General features: G+C 46.6%; 21 protein-coding genes. 17 read left to right on the top strand and 4 right to left on the bottom strand.

Annotation, left to right across the window (positions count from 1 at the left end):
- Positions 1-4 precede the first annotated feature (4 nt).
- From L0U89_RS06750 to L0U89_RS06740, 3 genes are all read left to right on the top strand, one after another.
- The gene (locus L0U89_RS06750; RefSeq protein WP_234860832.1) at positions 5-1684 is read left to right on the top strand and encodes a GMC oxidoreductase; all 1680 of its coding nucleotides are present in this window, start codon (positions 5-7) and stop codon (positions 1682-1684) included.
- Between the two features lie 18 nt (positions 1685-1702).
- A complete protein-coding gene (locus L0U89_RS06745) occupies positions 1703-2260 on the top strand; it encodes a gluconate 2-dehydrogenase subunit 3 family protein (protein ID WP_234860831.1) in 558 nt (185 codons plus the stop codon).
- A gap of 113 nt (positions 2261-2373) precedes the next feature.
- The gene (locus L0U89_RS06740) at positions 2374-3273 is read left to right on the top strand and encodes a sugar phosphate isomerase/epimerase family protein (RefSeq protein WP_234860830.1); all 900 of its coding nucleotides are present in this window, start codon (positions 2374-2376) and stop codon (positions 3271-3273) included.
- Between the two features lie 58 nt (positions 3274-3331).
- Here L0U89_RS06740 and L0U89_RS06735 read toward each other — a convergent pair whose 3' ends face one another.
- The gene (locus tag L0U89_RS06735) at positions 3332-3985 is read right to left on the bottom strand and encodes an MCP four helix bundle domain-containing protein (protein WP_234860829.1); all 654 of its coding nucleotides are present in this window, start codon (positions 3983-3985) and stop codon (positions 3332-3334) included.
- Between the two features lie 217 nt (positions 3986-4202).
- On the opposite strand from L0U89_RS06735, the gene L0U89_RS06730 reads away from it, so the two are divergent.
- From L0U89_RS06730 to L0U89_RS06720, 3 genes are read left to right on the top strand one after another with little or no spacing between them, the layout of a single operon-like run.
- Positions 4203-5363, top strand: coding sequence for a dipeptidase (locus tag L0U89_RS06730; protein WP_234860828.1), 1161 nt, complete (start codon positions 4203-4205; stop codon positions 5361-5363).
- 1 nt (position 5364) lies between these two features.
- On the top strand, positions 5365-6090 hold the full coding sequence (locus tag L0U89_RS06725) for a VIT1/CCC1 transporter family protein (RefSeq protein WP_234860827.1): 726 nt from the start codon (positions 5365-5367) through the stop codon (positions 6088-6090).
- Positions 6090-6860: a DUF5995 family protein gene (locus L0U89_RS06720; RefSeq protein WP_234860826.1), complete on the top strand. Its 771-nt coding sequence runs from the start codon at positions 6090-6092 to the stop codon at positions 6858-6860. Before L0U89_RS06725 ends, L0U89_RS06720 begins: the two co-directional genes overlap by 1 nt.
- Here L0U89_RS06720 and L0U89_RS06715 read toward each other — a convergent pair.
- A complete protein-coding gene (locus L0U89_RS06715; RefSeq protein WP_234860825.1) occupies positions 6841-7881 on the bottom strand; it encodes a DUF4407 domain-containing protein in 1041 nt (346 codons plus the stop codon). The genes L0U89_RS06720 and L0U89_RS06715 overlap by 20 nt on opposite strands.
- 241 nt (positions 7882-8122) lie before the next feature.
- Between L0U89_RS06715 and L0U89_RS06710 the strand changes: the two genes are divergently transcribed.
- From L0U89_RS06710 to L0U89_RS06670, 9 genes are all read left to right on the top strand, one after another.
- The gene (locus tag L0U89_RS06710; RefSeq protein WP_234860824.1) at positions 8123-8803 is read left to right on the top strand and encodes a GDSL-type esterase/lipase family protein; all 681 of its coding nucleotides are present in this window, start codon (positions 8123-8125) and stop codon (positions 8801-8803) included.
- Positions 8804-8898: 95 nt separating this feature from the next.
- Positions 8899-9186 carry a thiamine-binding protein gene (locus L0U89_RS06705; RefSeq protein ID WP_234860823.1) on the top strand — a complete coding sequence of 96 codons (288 nt, stop codon included), beginning with the start codon at positions 8899-8901 and terminating at the stop codon, positions 9184-9186.
- A gap of 150 nt (positions 9187-9336) precedes the next feature.
- Positions 9337-10506: a hypothetical protein gene (locus L0U89_RS06700; RefSeq protein ID WP_234860822.1), complete on the top strand. Its 1170-nt coding sequence runs from the start codon at positions 9337-9339 to the stop codon at positions 10504-10506.
- A gap of 3 nt (positions 10507-10509) precedes the next feature.
- A complete protein-coding gene (locus tag L0U89_RS06695) occupies positions 10510-12900 on the top strand; it encodes an OmpA family protein (RefSeq protein ID WP_234860821.1) in 2391 nt (796 codons plus the stop codon).
- A 387-nt stretch (positions 12901-13287) separates the two neighbouring features.
- Positions 13288-13632, top strand: coding sequence for a PadR family transcriptional regulator (locus L0U89_RS06690; protein WP_234860958.1), 345 nt, complete (start codon positions 13288-13290; stop codon positions 13630-13632).
- A 51-nt stretch (positions 13633-13683) separates the two neighbouring features.
- Positions 13684-14370, top strand: a complete 687-nt coding sequence (locus tag L0U89_RS06685; RefSeq protein ID WP_234860820.1) for a hypothetical protein — start codon at positions 13684-13686, stop codon at positions 14368-14370.
- Positions 14367-15071: a hypothetical protein gene (locus L0U89_RS06680; protein ID WP_234860819.1), complete on the top strand. Its 705-nt coding sequence runs from the start codon at positions 14367-14369 to the stop codon at positions 15069-15071. Before L0U89_RS06685 ends, L0U89_RS06680 begins: the two co-directional genes overlap by 4 nt.
- Positions 15072-15339: 268 nt before the next feature.
- On the top strand, positions 15340-17262 hold the full coding sequence (locus L0U89_RS06675) for an ATP-binding protein (RefSeq protein WP_234860818.1): 1923 nt from the start codon (positions 15340-15342) through the stop codon (positions 17260-17262).
- Positions 17263-17413: 151 nt separating this feature from the next.
- Positions 17414-18031 (top strand): response regulator, encoded by a 618-nt coding sequence (locus tag L0U89_RS06670; protein WP_051069519.1) that lies wholly within the window; start codon positions 17414-17416, stop codon positions 18029-18031.
- A 39-nt stretch (positions 18032-18070) separates the two neighbouring features.
- Here the strand turns inward: L0U89_RS06670 and L0U89_RS06665 are convergent, their stop codons facing one another.
- Complete coding sequence (locus L0U89_RS06665; protein WP_234860817.1) at positions 18071-19108, bottom strand: hypothetical protein; 1038 nt, start codon at positions 19106-19108, stop codon at positions 18071-18073.
- 295 nt (positions 19109-19403) lie between these two features.
- Between L0U89_RS06665 and typA the strand changes: the two genes are divergently transcribed.
- The gene (gene typA / locus L0U89_RS06660) at positions 19404-21209 is read left to right on the top strand and encodes a translational GTPase TypA (RefSeq protein ID WP_234860816.1); all 1806 of its coding nucleotides are present in this window, start codon (positions 19404-19406) and stop codon (positions 21207-21209) included.
- A 274-nt stretch (positions 21210-21483) separates the two neighbouring features.
- On the top strand, positions 21484-22545 hold the full coding sequence (locus L0U89_RS06655) for a serine hydrolase domain-containing protein (protein WP_234860815.1): 1062 nt from the start codon (positions 21484-21486) through the stop codon (positions 22543-22545).
- Between the two features lie 68 nt (positions 22546-22613).
- On the opposite strand, the gene L0U89_RS06650 is transcribed toward L0U89_RS06655, so the two are convergent.
- Positions 22614-24068 (bottom strand): NADP-dependent isocitrate dehydrogenase, encoded by a 1455-nt coding sequence (locus tag L0U89_RS06650; RefSeq protein WP_234860814.1) that lies wholly within the window; start codon positions 24066-24068, stop codon positions 22614-22616.
- Between the last annotated feature and the right edge of the window lie 134 nt (positions 24069-24202).

Genomic DNA, 24202 nt, shown 5'->3' with positions numbered 1-24202 from the left:
TATTATGGCAGACAATTCATATGATGCAATCGTAGTCGGTTCGGGAGTTAGCGGAGGCTGGGCTGCGAAAGAATTGACAGAAAAAGGGCTGAAAGTGCTCTTGCTCGAAAGGGGACCGGACGTGAAGCACGTGGCAGACTACAAGACAGCCACACTAGCACCTTGGGAAGTTCCACACCGTGGCCGCAGGACTACAGAGATGCTGGAAAACCACCCCAATCTCAAGCGGGATTATGTTTTAAATGAACTCAACCTCGACTGGTGGGCACACGAATCTGATTCCCCCTACATCGAGAAAAAACCCTTTACTTGGTTCAGAGGCTATCAGGTAGGTGGCAGGTCCCTGCTTTGGGGAAGGCAAAGCTACCGTTTGGGAGATATTGATTTCGAAGCAAATCTAAAGGAAGGGATTGCCATTGACTGGCCGATCCGGTACAAGGATTTGGCGCCTTGGTACAGTTATGTGGAAAAATTTGCCGGTATTTCAGGCAGTAGGGACGGCTACGAAATCCTTCCTGACGGCGACCTTCAGCCACCCATGCCGCTCAATTGTGTCGAAAAAGATGTAGCCGCACGGGTGAAAGAAAAATGGGGTGGGAAAAGACTCGTCACAATCGGACGGGTTGCCAATGCTACCCAAGACCTACCCGGCAGGACCAAGTGCCAGTACAGGAACAAATGTTCGCTTGGCTGTCCGTTTGGCGGGTACTTCAGCACCCAATCCTCTACCCTTCCGGCTGCCATGGCTACAGGAAATCTCACCTTGAGGCCTTGGTCAATCGTGACCCGACTTATCTATGATAAAGACAGCCAAAAAGCAACCGGGGTAGAAATCGTGGACGGCGAAACCAACCAAACCTATGAGTTCAATGCCAAGATTATTTTCCTTTGCGCCTCCGCTTTCAGTTCGACCTCCATCCTGATGCGTACCGCGACGGATATATGGCCGGAAGGATTGGGCAGCAGCTCGGGCGAATTGGGCCACAACGTGATGGACCACCATTTCCGCTTGGGTGCCAATGGTACAGCAGAGGGTTACGAAGACAAGTACTATTTCGGAAGAAGGCCGACCGGTGTCTACATTCCAAGGTTCAGAAATGTCGGTGACGACAAACGTGATTACCTCAGGGGCTTTGGCTATCAAGGGGCAGCGTCGAGATCAGGCTGGAGCCGAAATGTAGCCGAGATCAATTTCGGGGCTCCATTGAAAGAAGCGCTTTCTGAACCAGGACCATGGTCGATGGGCATCACGGCATTTGGCGAAATACTTCCTTATCACGAAAACACCATCAAGCTCAGCAAGGATGTCAAGGACAAGTGGGGTATTGCCGTACTTGAAATGGATGCCGAGATCAAGGAAAACGAGAAAAAAATGCGGGTGGACATGATGAATGACGCCGCTGAAATGCTGGAAGCAGCCGGTCTGAAAAACGTCAAAACCTTTGACGCAGGCTACACGATGGGCCAAGGCATCCATGAAATGGGAACAGCGAGGATGGGACGCGATCCAAAAACCTCGGTCCTCAACGGCAATAACCAGGTATGGGATGCCAAGAACGTGTTTGTCACCGATGGCGCCTGCATGACTTCGGCGGCGGCACAAAACCCTTCGTTGACCTACATGGCGATGACAGCCCGGGCTGCGAATTTCGCGGTCGAAGAACTCAAGAAAAGAAATCTCTAATCTCAAAAGAACTGAATCATGGCAATCAATAGACGTGACGCAATCAAAAGCTTTGTCATCATGATGGGCGGGGCTATGGTAGGTGCCAATGCCATCCTGACCGGCTGCAAACCCGAGCACCAAATCATTGGACTGGAATTCAGTCCCGATGATATCGCTTTCCTGGACGAGATCGGCGAAGCTATCATTCCGACCACAGATACGCCCGGAGCCAAAGCCACCAAGATCGGTGAGTTTATGGTCATGATGGTGAAAGATACCTATCCCGCCGAACAGCAACAGGCCTTTACAGATGGATTGAATTTCATTATCAAGGATTTCAAAGCTAGCCAAGGCAAAGACTTCATGGAGGCAACGGTAGAAGAAAGAACCTCCTACCTTAACGGACTAAAAGCCAAAGCTGAAAATCCAGAAGACAAAAACGCCGCAGTGGTCAAAATGCTTCAAGACTTGACTGTTTTGGGCTACTTTACATCGGAAATTGGAGCGACGCAGCAACTTCGCTACTATGAAGTCCCAGGGAGATATGAGCCCTGTATCGATTACAAACCCGGTGACAAAGCCTATGCGATCTAATTTGCGATTTGTGCATTAAATCGAGTATTCCCACGGTGCGCTCTTCCGATCGGTAAAACTGAAAGGGCTGTCACCGTGGGAAATTAATTTTGAACCAAAACCCAGCAACCCGCATGACAAACAGAAGAAAATTTATCCAAATCAGCTCTGCGCTTGGCGTGGGAGCTTTCCTTCCGCTCCAATTTTGCAGTCCCGCCAAAAAGGAAGAATCCACTACCGATGCGATATTGGATGCGGCTAAGGGTATCCTCGATGACTTTGGCCTCCAACTGTACTCGGTCAAAGAAAACATGGCTGAAGACCCCATTGCCACCATCAAAGCCGTGGCGGGATTTGGCTATACCCAATTGGAAGGGTTCGACGGAGGAAAAGGTATTTTCTGGGGCATGAGCCCCACGGAGTTCAAGAAATTGATGGATGATTTGGGAGTGAAGTTCATAGCTTCGCACGCCAATACCTTCGAAAACCTCGAGCAACAAGCAGAACAAGCCGGCTCGATCGGCATGCAATACCTGATTTGCCCTTGGGTCGGTCCACAAAAGTCCATGGACGACTTCAAAAGGTTGGCGGACGATTTCAACAAACAAGGCGAGATTTGCAAAAAGCACGGCGTGAAATTCGCCTACCACAATCACGGCTATACCTTTGACCTTTTGGACGGACAAATCCCCCAAGACTATCTAATGGAAAATACCGATCCGGGATTGGTCGATTTTGAAATGGACACTTATTGGGTGTATACCGCCGGAAAAGATCCAATCGAGTACATCAAAAAATATCCGGGAAGATTTACGCTAGGCCACGTCAAAGACAAATCCGGCGATTTGCCTTTCTCCGAGCCAAACGGATCCACCATCGTTGGAACGGGAATCATGGATTTCCCGAGCATCCTCAGGGCTGGAATGGACAATGGGATGAAATATTTTATCGTAGAACAAGAGCGGTTCGAAGGAACCAACCCCATGGAGGCGGCTGAAAAAAACGCTGCCTACATGAAAAACTTGGTTTTTTGAAATCATTAAAAACCACTGAAAAATGCGAATGCCTACCCGAGAAAGGTAGGCTTTCTTTTTAATTCACAAATTCCGACCTGATGGACCGGGAAGTATATATCAGCAAATAGATAATCACAATCAGTATCACCAATGCGGCAACTTCAAATTGTGCCCATATCTTTGATTTATTGACCGTCTTCTCTGCCTTTTTGGCGATTTTTTGGCCTTCCTCCAATTGGATTTGGGAGAGTTTTTCCAAATCCACCAAAGCACGCTCTATTGAACTGTTGTATTCCTTTACTTTCTGGGTATTGATGCCTTGGGTGTCGCTATAGAGTAGCGCATAGTCAGCAATCCTCAGGTTTTCCTGGATAATCTTCTTGAAATCGGTCAAATACCCTGCTTCTGCGATCGTTAAGTCTGTGTCTTCAAACTCCTCCACAATCTTCAATATATCGTTTTCGCGTTTGGTGATTTCCCCGACGGCGTTGGAATAATCACTCTCAAAAGCGCAGTGGTTTACCAGAAGCTTGATCCTAAAAAGTTCCTCTGAAATGGAGAATATATAACTCTCCACAACGAGCCTATCATCATAAAAGGAAACGAATGAATTACCTAGTTCATTGAAATTTCTACGCTCCAAAATGTTTTTTCCAAAAATCATGATGATAAGGACTGTAAGAATGGTAGCTACTTTCAGTTTTCTTTTTTGAAGTTGGGTTCTAGACATGATGGGGTATACTATGGGTGTATGACATTCTGGCCAGCCAAATTAGGTCCTTCTAATGTCAAGGCCTTAAATTGCCACCCAATTAAATTTTTTGCGGTGACATAACCTAAAGTTTCCCGATTTTTTTGAGTTCTCGAACCATAACCATAGGCTCATCTGTAATTTGGGTATTGGGGATATAAGTTTTTGTTTATATTCAAAGCGCAACTGATCCTAAATGAAAAAAATCCTCATTGCGCTTGTCTGCTTGATTCTGTTGTATTGGCTAGCGACGCTTATCGTTCCGGGAATCATCGAAAAACGCAACAACCCTGTCAAGCAGCTACCGCCCTACTCCGTATCAGAAGAAGCTTCAGAGCTATATGCTTCACTGGATTTTGTGGCAGATCTTCACTGCGATGCATTGTTATGGGGACGTGACCTGACGAAACGTGGAAAGCGCGGACATGTGGATTTTCCGCGGATGCAGGAGGGTAATATCGCCCTGCAGGTGTTCACTGTTGTTTCCAAATCCCCCAAGGGCCAAAACATGGAATCCAACAGTGCCGACACGCAGGATAACATCACCCTTCTCAACATCGTGCAGGGGCGACCGATATCCAATTGGTTTAGCCTGATGAAACGAACCCTCTACCAATCTGCACAATTGGAGGAATTTGCAGCAGAATTTCACGATGAGTTCATCATTGTAAAAAATCCAGAAGATGTACTGGAACTGGTTGAGAAAAGGAAAGCAGATAAGCATGTCATTGGCGGTCTTTTGGGAATCGAAGGTGCCCATGCGTTGGAAGGGAAAATGGAAAACCTCGAAAAAGCCTTTGAGGCTGGCGTAAGGCTGATCGGCCCGATGCATTTTTTTGACAATGAAATGGGTGGATCAGCCCATGGTATCAGTGGCGAAGGACTGACTGATTTTGGAAAAGAGGTTATCCGACGCATGAACGAGCTAAATATGATCATCGACTTGGCGCATGCTTCCCCAAAAATGATCGAGGAAATCTTGGAGATGTCCAGCAAGCCGGTGATGGTTTCGCATACCGGCATCAGGGCTGTGCTGAATTCACCAAGAAACCTATCCGATGAGCAGATCCGTAAGATCGCCGCCAAAGAGGGAATCATCGGCATCGCGTTCTTCGATATGGTTCAGGGACCGGACGAACTTCGGGGAATTGTCTCCAGCATGAAGCGTGTCAAAAACCTCGTCGGCGTGGAGCATATTGCCTTGGGCAGCGACTACGACGGAAGCGTTGCCGTGCCTTTTGACATTACTGGCTTGCCTTTGATCGTCGATGCGCTTTTGAAAGAAGGATTTACCCACGATGAAATCCGCGCCATCATGGGCGAAAACGTGAAAAATTTTCTCTTGGCAAATTTGTAAAATGGAAAGCCAAATACATCGACAGATTTCATTTCTGGGTAGGTTTCAGCACTACCTGCGGGAATTTGTGTATGGTGGCATAGACGGGGCGGTGACTACTTTCGCGGTTGTCGCAGGAGCAGTCGGAGCCAATCTCGACACCTCAATTATTCTGATTCTTGGGTTTGCAAACTTGTTGGCAGACGGGTTTTCGATGTCCGTGGGTGCTTACCTTTCCGCCAAATCTGAAAAGGAAAATTACCAAAAACACCGCGCCATTGAATATTGGGAAGTGGACAACATGCCTGAGATGGAACGCGACGAAGTCGTCCAAATCTACAAAGCCAAGGGATTTGAGGGCGAATTGCTGGAAAAGGTCGTGGATGTCATCACCGCGGACCGCGAAAGATGGGTCGATGAAATGATGAAAAACGAACTGGACATGATAGAGGATTCCAAAAGCCCTTTCAATATCGGGTTGGCGACCTTGATCTCGTTCATCATCGTGGGATTCATTCCTCTGGCGTTCTATGTATATGATTTTGTCTTCGAATCAGGCATTTCACTATTCCTGTGGACGAGTATTGGCACAAGTGTCGCTTTTGTGGTCGTGGGCTGGTTAAAAAGTTACGTAAACCAAACACCGGTTTTAAAAAGTGTCTGGGAAACTCTCGCCCTAGGCATCGTAGCCGCGCTGGTAGCCTATTTTGTGGGTGATATTTTGGAAAGTATACTGATCAACTCCTGATGGAAACAATCAACGAAGCCATCGCCGAGATGGACACGATCGTCCAATCTTGCCGCGACAAGAGCAGCCGAATCGGATATTTTGCCGTTTTGTACCGGATGGTTACGATTCGCGTGAGGGATGGGATTCTGGCGGGTGAGTTTGAAGACAATCCAAGGATGGAGAAGTTGGATATCATCTTCGCCAAGCGCTTTATCGATGCCTACCACGCCTACCAAACCGAACAGCAGATTACCGAAAGCTGGAAATTGGCGTTTGACGCGGCCGTATCGACGAAACACCTGGTGCTACAGCACCTGTTGCTTGGGATGAATGCGCATATCAACCTTGATTTGGGAATCGCCGCTGTAGAGACCATGAAAGGGAAAAACCTCGAAAATATCGAAGGTGACTTCAACAAGATCAATCAGGTATTAGGCGATTTGGTAGATGATGTCAAGCTCAACATCGGCACAATTTCCCCCACGTTCTCCCGATTGATTCGTTTGTCAAAAGGCAAGGAGGAAATCCTGGTCAACTTCAGCATCAAACTGGCGCGGGAAGGCGCCTGGAAATTTGCGAAGCGGCTTGCAGAGGCAAAGGACCAATCAGATACAATCGGAAAGCGGGACAAAGTCATTAGCCTGCTCGCCAAAGGACTCATCAGGCCCGGCCTCAAGCTAAGGTTATTGATTTGGATCGCGGGTCTCTCCGAATGGAAATCCGTGCCCGAGATCATGGACCAACTCGGCAAAATTGCCGAGGCACAGATTACAAAGGCTCAGGCCTGATATCCAAGCTTGTCTGAAAATCCCGAAGCCTTTTGTCGCTGCTGCCATCTACTTTCACGGTCTGCTCCTTGGTGTAGGATTTCACCCGGTGCTCCGCCAAATCCAAAAGCTCATCATAGGGACCTCTTGGGGAAATCAGCTTAACAAAAATCGGGGCTGTCTCGACGGCCACGAACAATAGCATGATAAAAATGTTGGCCATCGCCATTGCATTGCTCTCCTCAGTCAACACTTGCAATCCGTCAAGTCTCGCCGCCAATCCGTCGAATCCATCGATATTGGGCTGTATCTTGTCAAATTCAGCTTGACGAAGTGCCGTCAGGCGCTGAATTTGTGCATCCAAAGTATCGATCCTGACTTGGTGGGCGACTCTCAAGTTGTTCAGATCATTTTGGGCGGCATCGAGTTGCTGCTCCTTTTTCTTCGCGTTGGTTCCGATTCCGACGATACCCGAAGTTCCGTCCGATTTGGTACCGAAGCGCTCAAAATCATATTCTTTCTGAAGTTTGTCCCGGAATACCGTCGCAGCCTCCACTTCGGCACGAAGACTGTCCTTCTTGGCTTCAAGATCGTTGATTTCACCAAATCCCAATTTCAGTCGCTCCTTACTTTGCGCGATCATTTCCGTCTTCTTTTCGTCCAGTTTTCGGTTGATTTCACGTTCAAAAATCTTGATTTCCAAAGGTTTGGAAATAACGATGGCCAGAAGCACAGCAAATACCAACCTTGGGATCGCCATCTTCCATTCTGCCCAGGCATTGTTCCGCTTTCTCATGCTGGAAACGATAAACCGATCCAAATTGAAAATCATCAAGCCCCAGACCAGGCCAAAGCCTATCGAATACCATACAGACTGAAAAACCGTGAACAGTGCATACCCTGCGGAAATCGCAGCCAACAATCCCGTAAAAAACACGGTGCCGCCGATACCGACGTATTTGTGGGTCTCCGTAGGTGATTTTTCCAAGAGCGGGGCATAGGCACCTGAGCAGAACCAAAAAAAGCGCGTGAGTTTCTTCATGAAGGAAAATGGATTGAATGGTTTGGCAAACTTTCTACAAAAAACGGGCAAGACCTTCCAAAATTGTTGCCCTGCCATCACCTAGCCCCGTAAATGGGGCGAAACCTTCGAAATTTGTGTCGGACGCAGTACCTAGTCGGGGGACTTTTTTTCCTCCAATACCAATAATCCTCGATTTCCTCCTGTCCATTATTGGTACAATCGAAAAAAACGGTCAACTTTTGTCCATAAATGCACACTTATGAAAGCCATTTACAAGGGTTTTAAACCTTACTTTCGAATCCAATTCCTGCTATTCTTTGCAATCCTGTTCATCGGCCAAGCAGCATTTGCCCAAGAAATCGGATTCAAGGAAGAGGTGGCTGGCTTGGTGGAAAACCTCGACCAACAGGGCTGGGAAAAGGGCGGTATTGTCTTCACGGGCAGCTCCAGTATCCGATTTTGGAAAACACTCGCCGAAGATTTCCCGAAAACAAATACCATCAATACGGGTTTTGGTGGATCACAGGCGCACGAGTTACTGCATTACCTAGAGCCTTTGGTGATACGCTTTGCGCCGAGGAAAGTATTTATATACATCGGCGAAAACGACATCAACGCCGGCAAATCTGTCCGACAGACCATGACAGAAATCAGCCTCATCATAGATCGGCTCCAGTCAGAACTCCTGGATGTGGAGTTGTACTTCATCGGAACCAAGCCAAGCCCAAGTCGTTGGGAAAAGAGCGGTCAAATGCAGGCCCTTAATGCAGAATTGAATACCATGGCGCTTAGCAAAGACAATGTGTACTACATCTCTATTTGGGATAAAATGCTGGACAAAAAAGGACAGCCCAAAGAAACGCTGTTTGTCGAAGACCGACTACACATGAATGAAAAGGGCTATAAAATCTGGAGGAAAAGTGTGAAGGGTTTTCTATAAGGAATGTGCCATTTTATCAAGATCCAAGACTTAAGGCTTCCGATGATAAACTTTCCCAATAACTAATAACTCAATAACTATCAACTGTACTCCCCATGCCCATCATCAACCTCGGAATCCAGATTGTTCCCAAAAGCAAAACCCTAGATAGCTACGCGCTTGTCGACAAAGCCATTGAAGTCATCCAGCAATCAGGTATCAAACATATCGTGACTCCCTTCGAGACCGTGATGGAAGGCCCACAGGAGGAATTGATGGAAATTGCCAGACGGGCACAGGAAGCAGTCCTCGCCGCAGGCGCCGAGGAAGTGTTGGTCTACTACCGCATGCAAATTCGGAAAAACAGCGACGTGAGCATCGAGGATAAAATCGGGAAATATTAAAATCATCTGACACCCATACCCTGAAAAATCACGGTTCTAGGCAATTTAACAGGCATTTTTTCATCTAATGTTGGCCGATTCCTTGATAAACGCCCGACCCCAATTGAAATCAATTCAATAAATTTCCGATTGGTTTTTAACTAACCTTCGATGCCGATTTTAAGAAAACTATGCGTCCTCTTTTTGTTTGGGATTTCGGGTACGCTGGCCCATGCGCAGATCAAGACAGTGAGCTATGACATCTTCAAAAATGAAATAAACGGAAACAACCCCTTACCGTCAGAAGAGGTGTTTTTTGTCCGCGGGCCCCTGCCAAAGGAAATCCTGATGGTAACCATGAAGGTGGGCCGATCCGGCAATCGCATGAGGTATTCTGAGGAATTCGCCTGGAGAAAAGCTTTTGATTTCAATGTCCCCCAGTTTGAGGTTTTTGTATCCCAACCAATCCGCAGCAATACCGAATACAACATTGTATTTTCTTTTTTCAAAAAGGCAGACAAATCCCAAATAGACGCAGTCAAGAACAGCATCGGCGGTAGTCTCGATTCATACATTCGGTCCAATCTCGAAGTGACTGGTTCAGGCATCAAGAGCCTCAACTCAAATTTGGTAATCATCAGCCAGATGAATCAGATCGTCAAAGACGCGCTCGAAGACTATAGACACATCTTGGGCCGGGAATTTGAAGGATTCAGTGATGTGGTCAGGTTGAAATTGGAACAAAAAGACCGCCTGAACCTCAAAAAAGCGAGATTCAACATTACCGGTCGAAACAAGGAAGACAACGCGAAGGCAGTTTATGCTGCGCAGTATGTCGACGAACTCATACTTGCGGTAAAAAATGAAGCGAATCAATACCTCGACAATGGACTCCTCACACTGGTGGAATCACGCTATCTGGCAAATTTTCCAACGGAGAAAAAGCCTGGCACTCTGCCTTTAAACGTCGGTTATGCTTCGATCCCAATCAAAAGGACGCTTGAAAACAGGGAGTACCTCCACGGTCCATACGCCGGGATTTCAATACCCTTGGGAAATAGCAAGTTTACCAAAGTCCTCGGAAATGCCTCCTTTTCCACGGGAGTCTTCCTCAGGAACTTCGAAGCAAGCACCGGGGAAAAGATAGAAGGAACGTTTATCAGACTTCCATTTTACGCTGGAGTTGGCTACAAGATGTTTCGCGTCTTCAGGATCAATGCCGGAGCCACGACTCTTCAAATTGAAGATTTGAATGGCGACGTTGGCCCGGTCTTGTTGCAGCCTTTCGTGGGCGTGAGCTTGGAATTCAAATTGTGGATTGGGTTTAGCGACAAAAGGTAATCCATGAAAAATCGAATCCTTGTCATCTGTTTATTGACACTTTTTTCCGCCTTCGGTACCCAAGCTCAGCAGAAGGAATTCCAATGGAGAATCGGATTCAGTGGTGGCTATGCCAACTATATGGGAGACCTGACTCCCAAATCGGTGCCCGGAGCGGAGAATCAAAGTCGTTTCCACCATATTTTTAGTTATAACAAAAACTATTCGACCCGGTCCTCATTCAAAGCAACACTCGAAAAACAACTATCTCCATCTACCGGCTTGTCCTTACACTTTGGCCAGTATTATTTCGGGATGAGTGACAGGTATGTCGACCGAAATGGGAACCTTTACCTTGAAAACCCAAACTTCCCACGCAGCCTCAACTTTACCAACAGAACCAAAGAAATCGGGCTGGCGATGGTCTTTCGTGCAGACAATGACATCCTACTTCCGGCTAGGTCACTGGTAGCCCCATACTTCTCCCTCGGAATGGGAGTAATGCATTTTGATGTCTGGGGTGATTTGTTGGACGAAAATGGAGAAAAATACGACAACACAATACCGAGTATCATCCATGACGGGGACTACGAAACATCACTTCCAGAGTGGGAAACGGAGCTGAACGGAGGCTATGGACAGGTGACTCTGACGACGACACTCGGCTTGGGCATACGATTTAGACTGACCAGAAATCTGGAAGCATTTGCCCAATCAGACTTTATTTTCACCTTCTCAGACTTTTTAGACGATGTCAGTGGTAGGTACCGAGAGGAGTTTTCCAGCAGTTTTCAGGAGTACGCTTCCAAACCGGGGTTCAATATCGTGGTTCCAGAAAAGCCGTATCGTGGCAACCCCAATGGCCGTTCTGACATAATATTCTATCATGGAATCGGTCTCAAATACAATTTTGGGGCAAGTAAAAGGTCCTTCAGGGGACCCAGGGTTTCTGCGGGATTCGTACAAGTATCTGGACAAATGCCCAGTAGCGCGCTAGTCATTGAAGAGGAAATACCCCAAACCACCACCACGAGATTTGTTGGGGAAAGGCCAATCAACGCAGACCAATTCCTTGTCTGGCAAAAAATCCAAAAACTGGACACGATCAAATATGAAAACCAAATCCTTGCTTGGAACCAAGAGATCCAAAAAAGAGAAAACCTCACGACCGCAGGGAAAGTGAAGGAAAGCGATCTCATCAAAGTTCAGACGCAGCTCGAGCGACAATACCAAACCATTCTCGATGACAATGTCCTCTCTGCCAGCGATAAGGAAACTTTTCTTCGAAACACAGATCAAAGCAGGTTCAACGTCAGGTACAGCCTCGATAGCCTTAGAAGGAAAGAGAGAGAACTCAAGCTGGAGATCGATAGCATTTCCCGTCTAAAGCAAGACCACCGATTAATCCCTACCGTGATGGTCGTGTATGCCGACACTACAAATTATCGCATGGCTGAAGCAGTGGTTCCAGCGACGGCGGGAGCGGAAAAATCTTCCGACGAAGAAAACCGAACGGTAGAATCTACCACCATCTCTGAAACCTCAGAAATCAAGGCTACGACGACAACTCAGGGCGCATTGACCCAAGAGGAGAAAGAACGGATCCAAGACCTGGAAGCTCAAAACAGGTATCTACAATTGGAGCGTGACCGCTTATTGGCTGAATCCGTCGCAAACGAATCCAAAGGCAAACAGAAACGCGAAAAACCGCCCAAGATCAAGAACAAAAAACGCAAGGATGAGGTGGTTATCCGGGATGAATCCGCAGAGGAAAACGAGACAAGGCGACAACGAAGGAGAAGACTCGCAGCTGCAGGCGCCGTCGTGGGCACCGTAGCAGTATTGTCCCAGAATGGGGATAACGAAGAAGCAGCCGACAACAATCAGGGGGCCATCGAACCAATCACGCCGACAGCATCGCAAACGGAGGCGCTTTCCTTGGCTTTTGCCGCGATGACCAAAGGTGCCTATATGCCTCAGGACACTAGAAAAACCGATCTTCAAATGGAAGAGGAAAACCTGCCCGACACTCCCACCACGCGCCGAAGAGCACTTCCAGAAAACTACTTCCAGCCGATCGAGACAATTTATTTTGACAGCAACCAAAGGGTCCCTGCCAAATCAGAAACCGACAAACTGAAGGAACTGACGGAATTTGTCCGCACACATGAAGGCTATGGCCTATTGTTGACCGGCTACACGGACAATACCGGTAGCCTGTCCTACAACCTCAAACTGGCGGAGGACCGGATGGCCAACGTGGCCGAAGCATTGGAAGACGAATACGGGATTTCCAAGGAGCTAATCCGTTACCAATCGGGCGGAAAAGTGCTGCGAGGTACGCAAAAGGCCAACAGTCCGCAAGATCGGAAAGTAGAGGTGAGCTTGATCGTACTGGAAGAAGACGAGGATTAAGGTTTTCAATGTCGATCCATTTTTGGAATCGGGTTGTTTGGCTGAATAACAATGCTGAGTTTGTTTTCTCCAAAAAACAGCAAAACAAAACCGAAAACGGCTTTTCCCGAGAGATTCGGTCCGTCGCCACCGCTCCCTTCACGCAGTAACCCTTACCTACGCCATCTTGTAGCTCCTTTTTCTTGAAGGCCTGACCTTTGACCCAAAACATGGGCAAAATCAATACTGGCATCGCAGTGCCATTACAATTCTCAATGAATGTAAATGATGAAGGATTCACCTGTTGACAGTTTCCCATATTGCTTCTCTGGTTGGAAAGTATTATTTAATACATAATTTTCTTATATATATAAGAATTTGATATATTTGAACATTGATTTCGAGAAAATGTCCAACAACAACCTACTCAAGGGAAGCCTACAGACGATCATCCTAAAGCTCCTGGAGGAAAATGATCGCATGTATGGGTATGAGATTACCCAAAAAGTGAAGGAACTGACAGCCGGTGAACTCAAAATCACCGAAGGTGCCCTCTACCCTGCCCTCCACAAGCTGGAGTCGGAAGGGCTACTAACGACCGAACTAGAGCAGGTGGACAATCGGGTCAGGAAGTATTACAGCCTGACCAAGGAAGGTAAAAAAGAAGTGAGTGCGAAGATGTCGGAGTTGCAGAATTTTGTCAGCAACCTACAGCGGATCCTTGACCCGGAGTGGAAGCCGGGTTTGGTGTAAAGGATTAGAGCAAATCACTTCAAGAATCACATCTCTATCAAAAATTGCCAAATGCGTCAACTTTCAGAAATAGAACTAAAGCATGTTCGCCATGCGATCTCAGCAAAAGGACTCCAAGCTGCTGAAATCCTCCTGGAAGTCTACGACCACTATGTGAGCCATTTACAGGAATATAAAGCGGAAGACTTTGATGCTGAGCTGGCCTCCTTGGAAGAAAAATTCACCTATGGATATTGCCACGCACTGCAGGCAAATCTGCAGAAATCCTTTCGGGCTGAAATCTCCCGTAACCAATGGAAGGTCGTCAGGAGCTATTTCTGCTTTTCCAGACTGATTTACAGCATTGGGCTATTGTTCATTCTTGTGACCGTTTCGATGAATCTCAAGTCTGATGAGCAATACTTGATAATGGTCTATGTTCCGCTTAGCTTACTGATGGGGTTTTCTTTGTTCGTGTTGCTGAAATGGCGTAAAAACCTCAAAATCGCAAAAGACATCTTTATCGAACAAAAAGATAGCATCAAATCCGTCACGACGGAAATCATGGTTTTAAAGATAATCCTGCCAGTATTGAGCCTAAATGCCATAATCATGATTCCCAAGACTTTTCTGGCTACCCATGACCTATCCTTTGCACTTCTTCCTCAAATCAGCCTGGTCCTGACAATGGCACTGCTCCTCTATGGAATCTCTCTTTTTGAAGTGTGGAAAATCAAATCCAAATCCCTGCGCGCATGAAACTCTCCAAATCCCAAATCGACCAACTGAAATCCTGGATTTCCAAAAAGGGATATCCAGAAATCGACGTGCAGTACGAGATATTGGACCATGTGGCTTGCAGAATCGAAAAACTGCTGGAAGAAAATCCCAGACTTTCCCTCGAATCCGCCTTTCAAAAAGTCCATGCCGAGTTTGGTGTATTTGGGTTCAGCAGCTTGGAGGAATCCTACAAAAAAATGATCGAGAAGCGACTCCGGGGATATTTTTGGGAAGCAGTCAGGTCCTTGGCAGCAAGCGCCAAGATACTCCTGCCTTTGGGATTGACATTTGTTTTCTTCCAAAGCAGCTATTTGTTGGAAAAAATCTTCGGATTCCAAGAAGGTGGATTGGCCTTGGTGGGTTTAGGTTTCCTGATCTTTATGGCCTTTTGGTGGTATTTCACCTTTGGCAAGGATTTCAAAAAATATCAAAACTATGCCTCTTGGCGCGGGAACCAGGGTATCTTGATGTTTACCTACATTCCCATGCAAGTGATGGCGCAGGGCTACAAGTATTTTGGCAACATCAATCTGTTGGATCCGGAAAACTTGAGACCATGGCAAATAATGATAGTGCTGCTGGTTTTTGCAGGATTTGTAGTGCTTTCCGTGCTACCAAGCCTGTTTAATCGAACGCTTCGTGTCACCCAAGCCCTCGAGCAGATGTATGGGGAAAATTAAGCCATCAGGCCTAGCGATAGATTTTCCATCCTGCGATTCGATATGGATACCATTGGACCCCAAAATGGTTAGAGATTCTTGATCGCTTTCTGGACACTGTAGGGTAGCAAAATATCGATAGCATCCACCAACAATGAGAAAACGCTACTTTGTCTTCAAATTTGAGTTTTTGGCATTTGAAACATGAAGACTTACAAATCGCCCATTATTAAAGGCTGGAATTTCATTTTTTCCCTCAAATAGCTATTTTGGAAGCAAATGTCAGTTGATGCGTCACCTAGTTTTATCACCCTTCATTTTTGTTTTTCTGATTTCTGCCAGTTTTGGTCAAGACCTGCTTCAATTATTGGATAGCGCGATTGCCCATCCGACAAAAAGTGAGGTATTCTTTCGAAGAGCAAAAGACCTAATCCAATCCGAAGATGATCAAATCAGGTATCAGATCGCCCGGCATATCCATTTCAGCAGTCTGAACAACCGGGATTCAATGCTGCATATTGAGCGGGATTTGCTCCCATTGATTGATTCCGAAGGATACGAGGTAGAGTTGGTCAAAACGTTCCAACGCATAGGCTACTTCTACGAGGTCACAGGACTCTACGACCAAGCGATAAAGTATTTCCTGGACGCCTTGAAGGTGGCTGAAAAACTGCAGGATATTGGGCTGGAGAGTGAAATCTTTAAGTCATTGTCACAGAACCACCGACTCTTCCATGATTACGCAAAAGCAGTAGAATACGGCAAGAAATCATTTGAAGTAGCGAAAAAGGGTGGCGATCAATATCTCAGTTATCAGATTTCAGGATTGAACATTACGGGTGCCGCATTCAGTGAAATGAATCTTCCTGACAGTACCTTGGTCTACTACGAAAAGATCTTGGCTTTGACCCCCTTGACGGACTCGCTCACCGTGGCGCCCACGATTGTCAATATTGGCTATGCCTACCTACTCAAGGGCGATATCGAGCGGTCCAGATACTTCAACAGGTTGGGGCTGAATATTTACAAAAAAACAAATAACGACTATGCCAAAGGGGTGGTCTACATCAATTCGGCAATGACCGAAAATACGGCCAAAAACTATTTGGGCGCCTTGGCCTATCTGGATTCGGGCCTGATATATACCCAAAAATCCGAATATGCCGAAATGTACAAGTGGATCTACGATGAACAGTACAAGATCTACAAATCCATGGGCAAGTATCCTGAGGCGATGAATAGTTTGGTAAAACTGCTCGCTATCAAGGATTCACTATTTGAAGCGGACCGTGCCATGTTTGCCAAAGATCTGGAAACGAAATACCAAACAGCGCTCAAAGACCGGGAAATACAGGAGAAAGCCAACGAACTCGCCGCAAATAAGGCCAAATTCAATCGCGTCGTTCTGATAGCGGTTCTACTGGTTGTAATCATCGGGCTTCTGGTGGTCATACATTTTCTCAATCAGAACAGGTTTAAGAAAAAACAGCAAATCCTTGAGAAAGAAAGGGAAATCCAGGTCAGGGAAACTGCCATCAAGTCCGCCCTTGCTTCCCAAGAGCAAGAAAAAAAGCGGTTTGCGAAGGATTTACACGACGGTTTCGGTCAATTGATCACAGCCCTAAGGATGAATATTTCGGGACTTGGCGATGAAAAAAGGATCGAAAACAAGATTGCACTTTTTGAACAGGCGGAAAACATCCTTTCTGAAATGCACAAAGAGATCCGGCAAATCGCCTTCGACCTGATGCCTGAGACTCTCGTGCAAAATGGGCTTTTACCAGCTTTAAAGGAATTTGCACACCGCCTCAGCGTCAATGGTAAGGTACAGGTAGAAGTACAGTCGTTTGATTTCGATGGGAGACTTGTCGAAATCCAGGAAATTTCTCTTTACCGCATTGTCCAAGAATGGTGCAACAATGTCCTAAAATACAGTGGTGCCAACAAAATCGAAATTCAAATCGTGAATGATACCGACGAGCTGAGACTGACTATCGAAGACAATGGAAAGGGATTTGACACCAAAGTATTGGCCCATGGACAGGGGCACGGTTGGAAAAACATTCAATCTCGGGTAAAGTTAATCAAAGGGGAGCTCGATATTGACTCCAATCCTGGAGCCACTGGCACAATCATAATCCTCATCTTCAGGCCCATTTCAAAACACTTGCAAAACCAAAATGTGGGGCAATGGTCAAAGGATCCAGCCTAATTTTAAATGGATCGCATGAGCAAGGTGAAAGAATGTATGCATCCACTGAAATCGTCTAGGATTCGAAAAATGAAGATTTGATGATTTTGCGGTAGAAGCACCCGCCGAATATGTTTCCATATATACCCAATTTTGGGATGAATTGACGACAATGAGAGTATTTCTAGTAGACGATCATGCGATTCTGTTGGAAGGGATCAAGAGCTTACTGCGCCAATTGCCATCGATGGAAATCGTTGGCGAGGCCTACTCTGCCGAGCATGCCCTTGATTCCCTCCAATCCAAAGAAATCGATTTGCTGATCACCGATTTCAATTTGCCTGGTATGGATGGGCTCAGTCTACTCAGGCTGGTGAAAAAAACTTCTCCCCAGACAAAAATCATTGTCTTGAGTATGCACGATGAATCCCATTTGGTCAAGGATATTCTCAAGGAAGGGGTAGATGGCTACGTGCTCAAAAACGACTCCCACAAAGAGCTTCTCCTTGCCGTCCAAGCCGTCAGTGAAGGAAAAATCTATCTGAGCAATGACATCAATCGAATCATCATTGATAGTCTACATGCTCCAGAAGAAAACAAACTGCTCACTGAGCGTGAAAGAGAAATCCTGAAATTGATTGCGAAGGAGTTTTCCAACCGACAGATTGCCGAGCATTTGTATATTTCGGAAAGGACCGTAGAAACCCACCGAAAAAACATCTTTAGAAAAACCAAGGCCTCTTCCTTGGTTGGGTTGATAAAGTTTGCCTACGACAACAATTTGCTTTAAAAAAAAAGCCGGGAGCGATCTCCCGGCTGTTGCACTTGGTCACTTACCCCCATTGGCCACACTTGCCAACGTTTTCGCAAATTCACGGCTGTATTCCGTGAACAATTCCCTTGCTGCTGCTTTGTAATCTTCCTTAGACATTTCAACAATCCTCGGGTCGAAGCTCACATCGGGCTTACTTTTCAAGGAAAACATTTGATTGAAAAGACTCTCTGCTTTTGCTTTGTCTGTATAGATTATTGCATTGTAGGCCTTACTTGCTACAAATTCTGATTGTAAAGCGGCCGGCGCTGAACTGGGGCTACCATCTGACCCCAAAAAGTCGAATGTATTGTAAGAAACACGCATTTTGGGATGCACTTTCATCTCCGCGGTCGTGGTCTTGCCCTTTTGGCCCGCATCCAACTGCACGTCCAATTCCACAGTCGTGAAGTCGATATTGATGTTTTGGAGAATCATCGTCGCCTCGGTCTCCGAATGGACTTTTTTGACCATCGTATAAAATGCCGGTCCGCCGCCCCTCATCGTTGATTTCTCGTCAAACATGAACAATGTGTTGGCAGGCATTACTTTGATTGTTCCATTTCCGATTTCTTCTTCAGACGTTTTTCCCTGCTTTTTATCGGTTTTCTCTCCATATTTTTCACGTACTTTCTCAAAGCTCGGGTACTTGTCTACTTCATTCATTCTAATTACTCCGAACCCGGCATTTTCGATTTCTCGATCCAAAATTGATTGGAAATCATTCGCCAACTCTTGAAAGTCCTCCAATTGCATACCGGCACTGAGGATCGTGGTGACGCGGGCAGACCCGCTTTTCTGTCCAGCGTATTGGCCGCCTTTGCTGTTGGCTTCAAACACGTTCTGAAGTTTGCTGAGCTTTCCCTCTTGCACTACTTGTGAAGTTTCCATGTACGTCTCAAAACCAATTTGGAAATGGGGTACAAAAAACGTCTTTGAGCCCTTGACCACCTTGTTGTAGCTTCCTTTCGCACCGATACCAGTAAAGAGTTCTTGTCCCAATACCATGGATGTACCAAAAAGGCAGAATACCACAGCTATCAATGTCTTTTTCATAATGATTTGTTTTGGTGATTAATATTTACTGTGGGTAAAATTCCTGAAAGTCCAAATACTGGAAAATACCCTTGATTGGGCATTTTCATATACCCACTGGTACGGATAACAATATCCAATACTAAAAGAAAATCTAACGGCAACGTGGCTGTTAATAACCTTGCGCGCATACACCTTGCACAGAAAAGCTGAATCGCCTATACATCATCAAATCGTTAAATATTAAGGACTTTCCAAATGGCTCAAACTGAAACCAAATATTCTTCCTACCTTTGCACCCTGATTTCAAAATACCATGCAGAATATTCGGAATATCGCGATCATCGCGCACGTTGACCACGGCAAGACTACCCTGGTGGACAAAATCATCCATGCCTCCAAAATCTTCCGTGAAAACCAACAGTTTGACGACTTGATCCTGGACAACAACGACTTGGAACGGGAACGTGGCATCACCATCCTCTCCAAAAACGTGTCCGTCAGATATAGAGACCACAAAATCAACATCATCGATACGCCGGGACACGCCGACTTTGGCGGGGAAGTGGAGCGCGTACTGAAAATGGCCGACGGCGTCATCCTCCTCGTGGATGCCTTCGAAGGACCAATGCCTCAGACGAGGTTTGTATTGGGCAAAGCCCTGAACCTCGGCTTAACGCCCATAGTTGTCGTCAACAAAGTCGACAAACCCAACTGCCGTCCCGACGAAGTTCATGAGGCTGTATTTGACCTGATGTTCAACTTGGACGCCACCGAGGAGCAATTGAACTTCGAGACGCTCTATGGTTCGGCCAAGCAAAATTGGATGGGCCCTGATTGGAAAAACCCAACAGATTCCATTCTGCCATTGCTCGATGCTATCATCGACCATATCCCTGCACCAAAAACAGAAGAAGGTAGCTTGCAAATGCAGATTACTTCTTTGGATTATTCATCTTTCGTAGGCCGAATCGCCATCGGGCGGGTACACAGAGGGGTGATCAAAGAAGGTGCGCAGGTATCACTTTGCAAGGCGGACGGGGTGATCAAAAAAGCAAGAATCAAGGAATTACACGTTTTTGAAGGATTGGGGAAAAACAAAGTCACTGAAGTCCAAGCCGGCGACATATGCGCTGTGACAGGGATCGAAGACTTTGAGATAGGTGACACGATTGCCGATATCGAAAATCCCGAGCCGCTGAAGCGAATTTCGATCGACGAGCCTACGATGAATATGCTCTTTACGATCAACAACTCCCCGTTCTTTGGCAAGGAAGGCAAATTCGTGACCTCGAGACACCTCAGGGACAGACTCTTTAAAGAGACCGAAAAGAACCTGGCGCTCAAGGTGGAAACGACCGACAACGAAGACAAATTCTTGGTGTACGGCCGTGGCATCCTCCACTTGTCGGTCCTTATCGAGACGATGAGAAGGGAAGGCTACGAACTTCAAGTTGGTCAACCGCAGGTGATTTTCAAGGAAATCGATGGTATGCAATGCGAGCCCATCGAAACCCTCGTGGTGGACGTACCGCAGGAAACTGCCGGAAAAGTCATCGAATTGGCGACACAGCGAAAAGGCGAACTTTTGGTCATGGAACCAAAAGGCGACCTGCAGCACCTCGAATTCAAAATCCCATCTCGGGGCTTGATTGGACTGCGGAACAACGTGCTGACAGCCACGCAGGGCGAGGCGATCATGAACCACCGCTTCATGGCTTTCGAACCATACAAAGGACCAATCCCAGGACGTATCAACGGTTCACTGATTTCCATGGAAGGCGGACAGTGTACAGCCTATGCGATCGACAAGCTACAGGACAGGGGATTTTTCTTCATCGAGCCGGGTGACGAACTCTATGGCGGACAGGTAATTGGCGAGCACTCCCGTGACAACGACCTTGTGGTCAATGTGCAGAAAGGGAAAAAACTGACTAACATGCGTGCCTCCGGTTCCGACGACAACGTCCGCATCGCTCCTCCAAAAAGGTTTTCCCTCGAAGAAGCCATGGAATACATCCAAAAAGACGAATACCTCGAAATCACCCCAAAGTCCATCCGAATGAGAAAGATCTACTTGGACGAGAACGAGAGAGCGAGGATGTCGAAGAAAGAAGGATAAAAGCTGCACCAAGTACAAAGTACGATGTACGAAGACTGACCCCGGAGGATTTAAGGCCTTCGGGGTATTTTTTTGACCTTTGATGTTATTGGTAATGGCGACGGTCTCAACATTGACAATCTGGGCTTTCTGAACTATGAAATCTGGAAAATCTTTCTTTTGCAGGATATGTTGCCTGCCCAAAAACAATCTTGTTGGCAACTAAACAACGCTTTTCAGATGGTTTCAAAAATGACCTGTGTTGACCATTTTGAATTTCTCTTACTTTAGGGAAATGAAAACCCTCTTTCCATTTGCGATAAGTTTCATGATTTTGTCTTCCTGTTCGCGAACCCTCGACCCAATCTCGGACATATTCATCGCCTACCAAGGAGAAAACCCTGGCGCGGTCGTTGCCATCATTCAAAACGGGAAAGTTGTCTATCAGAACGCGTTCGGACAGGCTGAACTGGAAAATCTGACTCCAGTGCAGCCCAATACCAATTTCAGGTTGGCTTCTGTCAGCAAGCAATTCACCGCCACAGCGATATTGATATTGGAGCAAAGAGGCTTGTTGGACTTAAGCTGGACATTGGAATCAGTGTTTGATAGCTTGCCGGCGTATGGTAAAACAATCCAGATTCAACACCTACTCAACCATACCTCGGGTATTTGGGATTATGAGGATTTTGTACCGGATGATGGCCCCCAAGTGACCGATGCTGATGTACTCGAAATTGTCAAAAACCATCCAAAAGTATACTTTGAAGCAGGTTCGGCATTCCGCTACAGCAATACTGCCTATGCGCTCTTGGCACTCGTAGTGGAGAAATACGCTAAAATGCATTTTCAAGACTTTTTGAAATCCGAAATATTCGATCGCCTGGAAATGAACAACACGCTCGCATTCGTACCCAACTACAATGAAGTCCCAAACCGTGCATTTGGATACAGTAAGGAAGACGGAGGATGGGTTAAAAGGGACCAAAGCAGCACCTCCGCCGTCCTGGGCGATGGTGGTATTTATTCAAACGTTCGTGATCTTTTCCTTTGGGACCAGGCTTTGTATGACGAGAAAATACTTCCCAAGGAAGCCCTCCAAAAGACATTTACCAAAGGAAAGCTAAATGATGGCAGCGAGATCCCCTATGGCATGGGTTGGCATATCAAGGAATATGATGGCGAAAAGGTCGTGTACCATACGGGGAGCACCGATTCCTTCCGTAACATCATATACAGGATTCCATCCAGAAACTTGAGCATCATCATCCTGACCAACAGGGATACTCCCGAAGAAGAAAATATGGTGAACTTGGCGGAAAGGGTGATATCAGAATTCGAAGAAAGGATCGATTGAACTCAACAAAAAAAACCGAGCATCCCTGCCCGGTTTCCTAAAAACATCCAATATCAAATCATAAATCCCTACTCTCCCTGCGCCAAGCTGTATGCCCGCACGCCGTCAAATGCGTAAAGGTTTTCCGTCTTGATGAAGTCAAATCCCAAGTCCTTGATTTGGGCTAGGAGATCCAGGATCTCAGCATGGCTGACGGGAGACTGATCCGGTTTCTGGAACCGGCATCTCCAATGGTCAGTGCAGAAGGTTTCCTTCATACCGCCCGGATATACCTTGATCCCACGGTTGGTGATCAGCAAGAGCACGAGGCCATTGGCACTGGCGCGTCTCAGCGTATCCCCGATCGTGTTGGGGTTTCTGCCATCTGCATCCCAATCGATAAAGACATCCACGCCGATCAGTTCTTTTTTGGACTTTTTGGCTGGCCTGAGTTTGATTTCGATAGGTGCAGTGGAAGATTTGTCAAAGGCTGCAGGCACCATATTGGCCGGCTTTTGACCCAATCGAGTGATGACGGCCTTGGCAAATTCATCGGTCCCGACTTTTTTGGAGGAAATCCCTTCTTGATAAATATCTCCGGTATGGATTCCATCCTCGAGGGTTTTCATCCAGGCATTGGCAATTTTCTCCGCAACCTCCGGCTGACCGATATGCACGAGCATCATGATGGCGCCGTTGAGCAATCCAGACGGATTGGCGATGCCCATGCCGGCGATATCCGGTGCCGAGCCGTGAATAGCCTCAAACATCGCCACTTCCTCACCCACGTTGGCGGAACCGCCGAGGCCTACCGATCCAGTGACTTGGGCAGCCACGTCGGAAATGATGTCTCCATACAGGTTGAGCGTAACGATCACGTCAAAAATCTCTGGCCGATCCGCGATGAGCGCCGTACCGATGTCGATGATCTTGTGGTCGGTTTGGATATCGGGATATTCTTTGGCGATTTCGTCGAAAGTCTTGTGGAAAAGACCGTCGGCCAGCTTCATAATATTGTCCTTGGTCATACAGGTCACTTTTTTGCGACCGTATTTTCTGGCGTATTCAAATGCGTAGCGGATGATTTTCTCGGTACCAGGCTTTGAAATAATCTTCAAACATTGGTAAACCTCCTCCGTCTGCCTATGCTCTATGCCTGCATACAGGTCCTCCTCATTTTCGCGGATAATCACCAGGTCTGTCTTTGGAAAATGCGTCTTCACAAAAGGTGAAAATGCCTTGCAGGGCCTGACATTGGCAAAAAGTCCAAATGACTTTCTTGTCGTCACGTTCAAGCTCTTGAAGCCACCGCCTTGGGGCGTGGTGATCGGGGATTTCAGAAAAACCTTCGTTTCACGCAAGGAATCAATGGCCTTGGGCTCCATTCCCGAAGTAATGCCCTTCAGATATACCTGTTCGCCGATTTCGATCACATCGTATTCCAGTTGGGCACCTGCGGCTTCCATGATGTCAATGGTAGCCTTCATGATTTCTGGTCCGATTCCATCGCCATAGGCGACCGTTATTTTTCTTTTGGATGACATGGGAAGAAGGTTTTAGATGAAAATTTCGTGGCGCAAAAATAGAAAAAATACCCCGAATAGGCTCCCTATGTTGGATTAATTCCAGCAATCCGGATGATTAAATAACTTGATGTGATCAAGCACAAACCTATTCG

Origin of the sequence: Mariniradius sediminis (genome assembly GCF_021491425.1) — a bacterium.
Taxonomy (GTDB): Bacteria; Bacteroidota; Bacteroidia; order Cytophagales; family Cyclobacteriaceae; genus Mariniradius; species Mariniradius saccharolyticus.
This window is presented reverse-complemented; position numbering and strand designations above follow the sequence as displayed.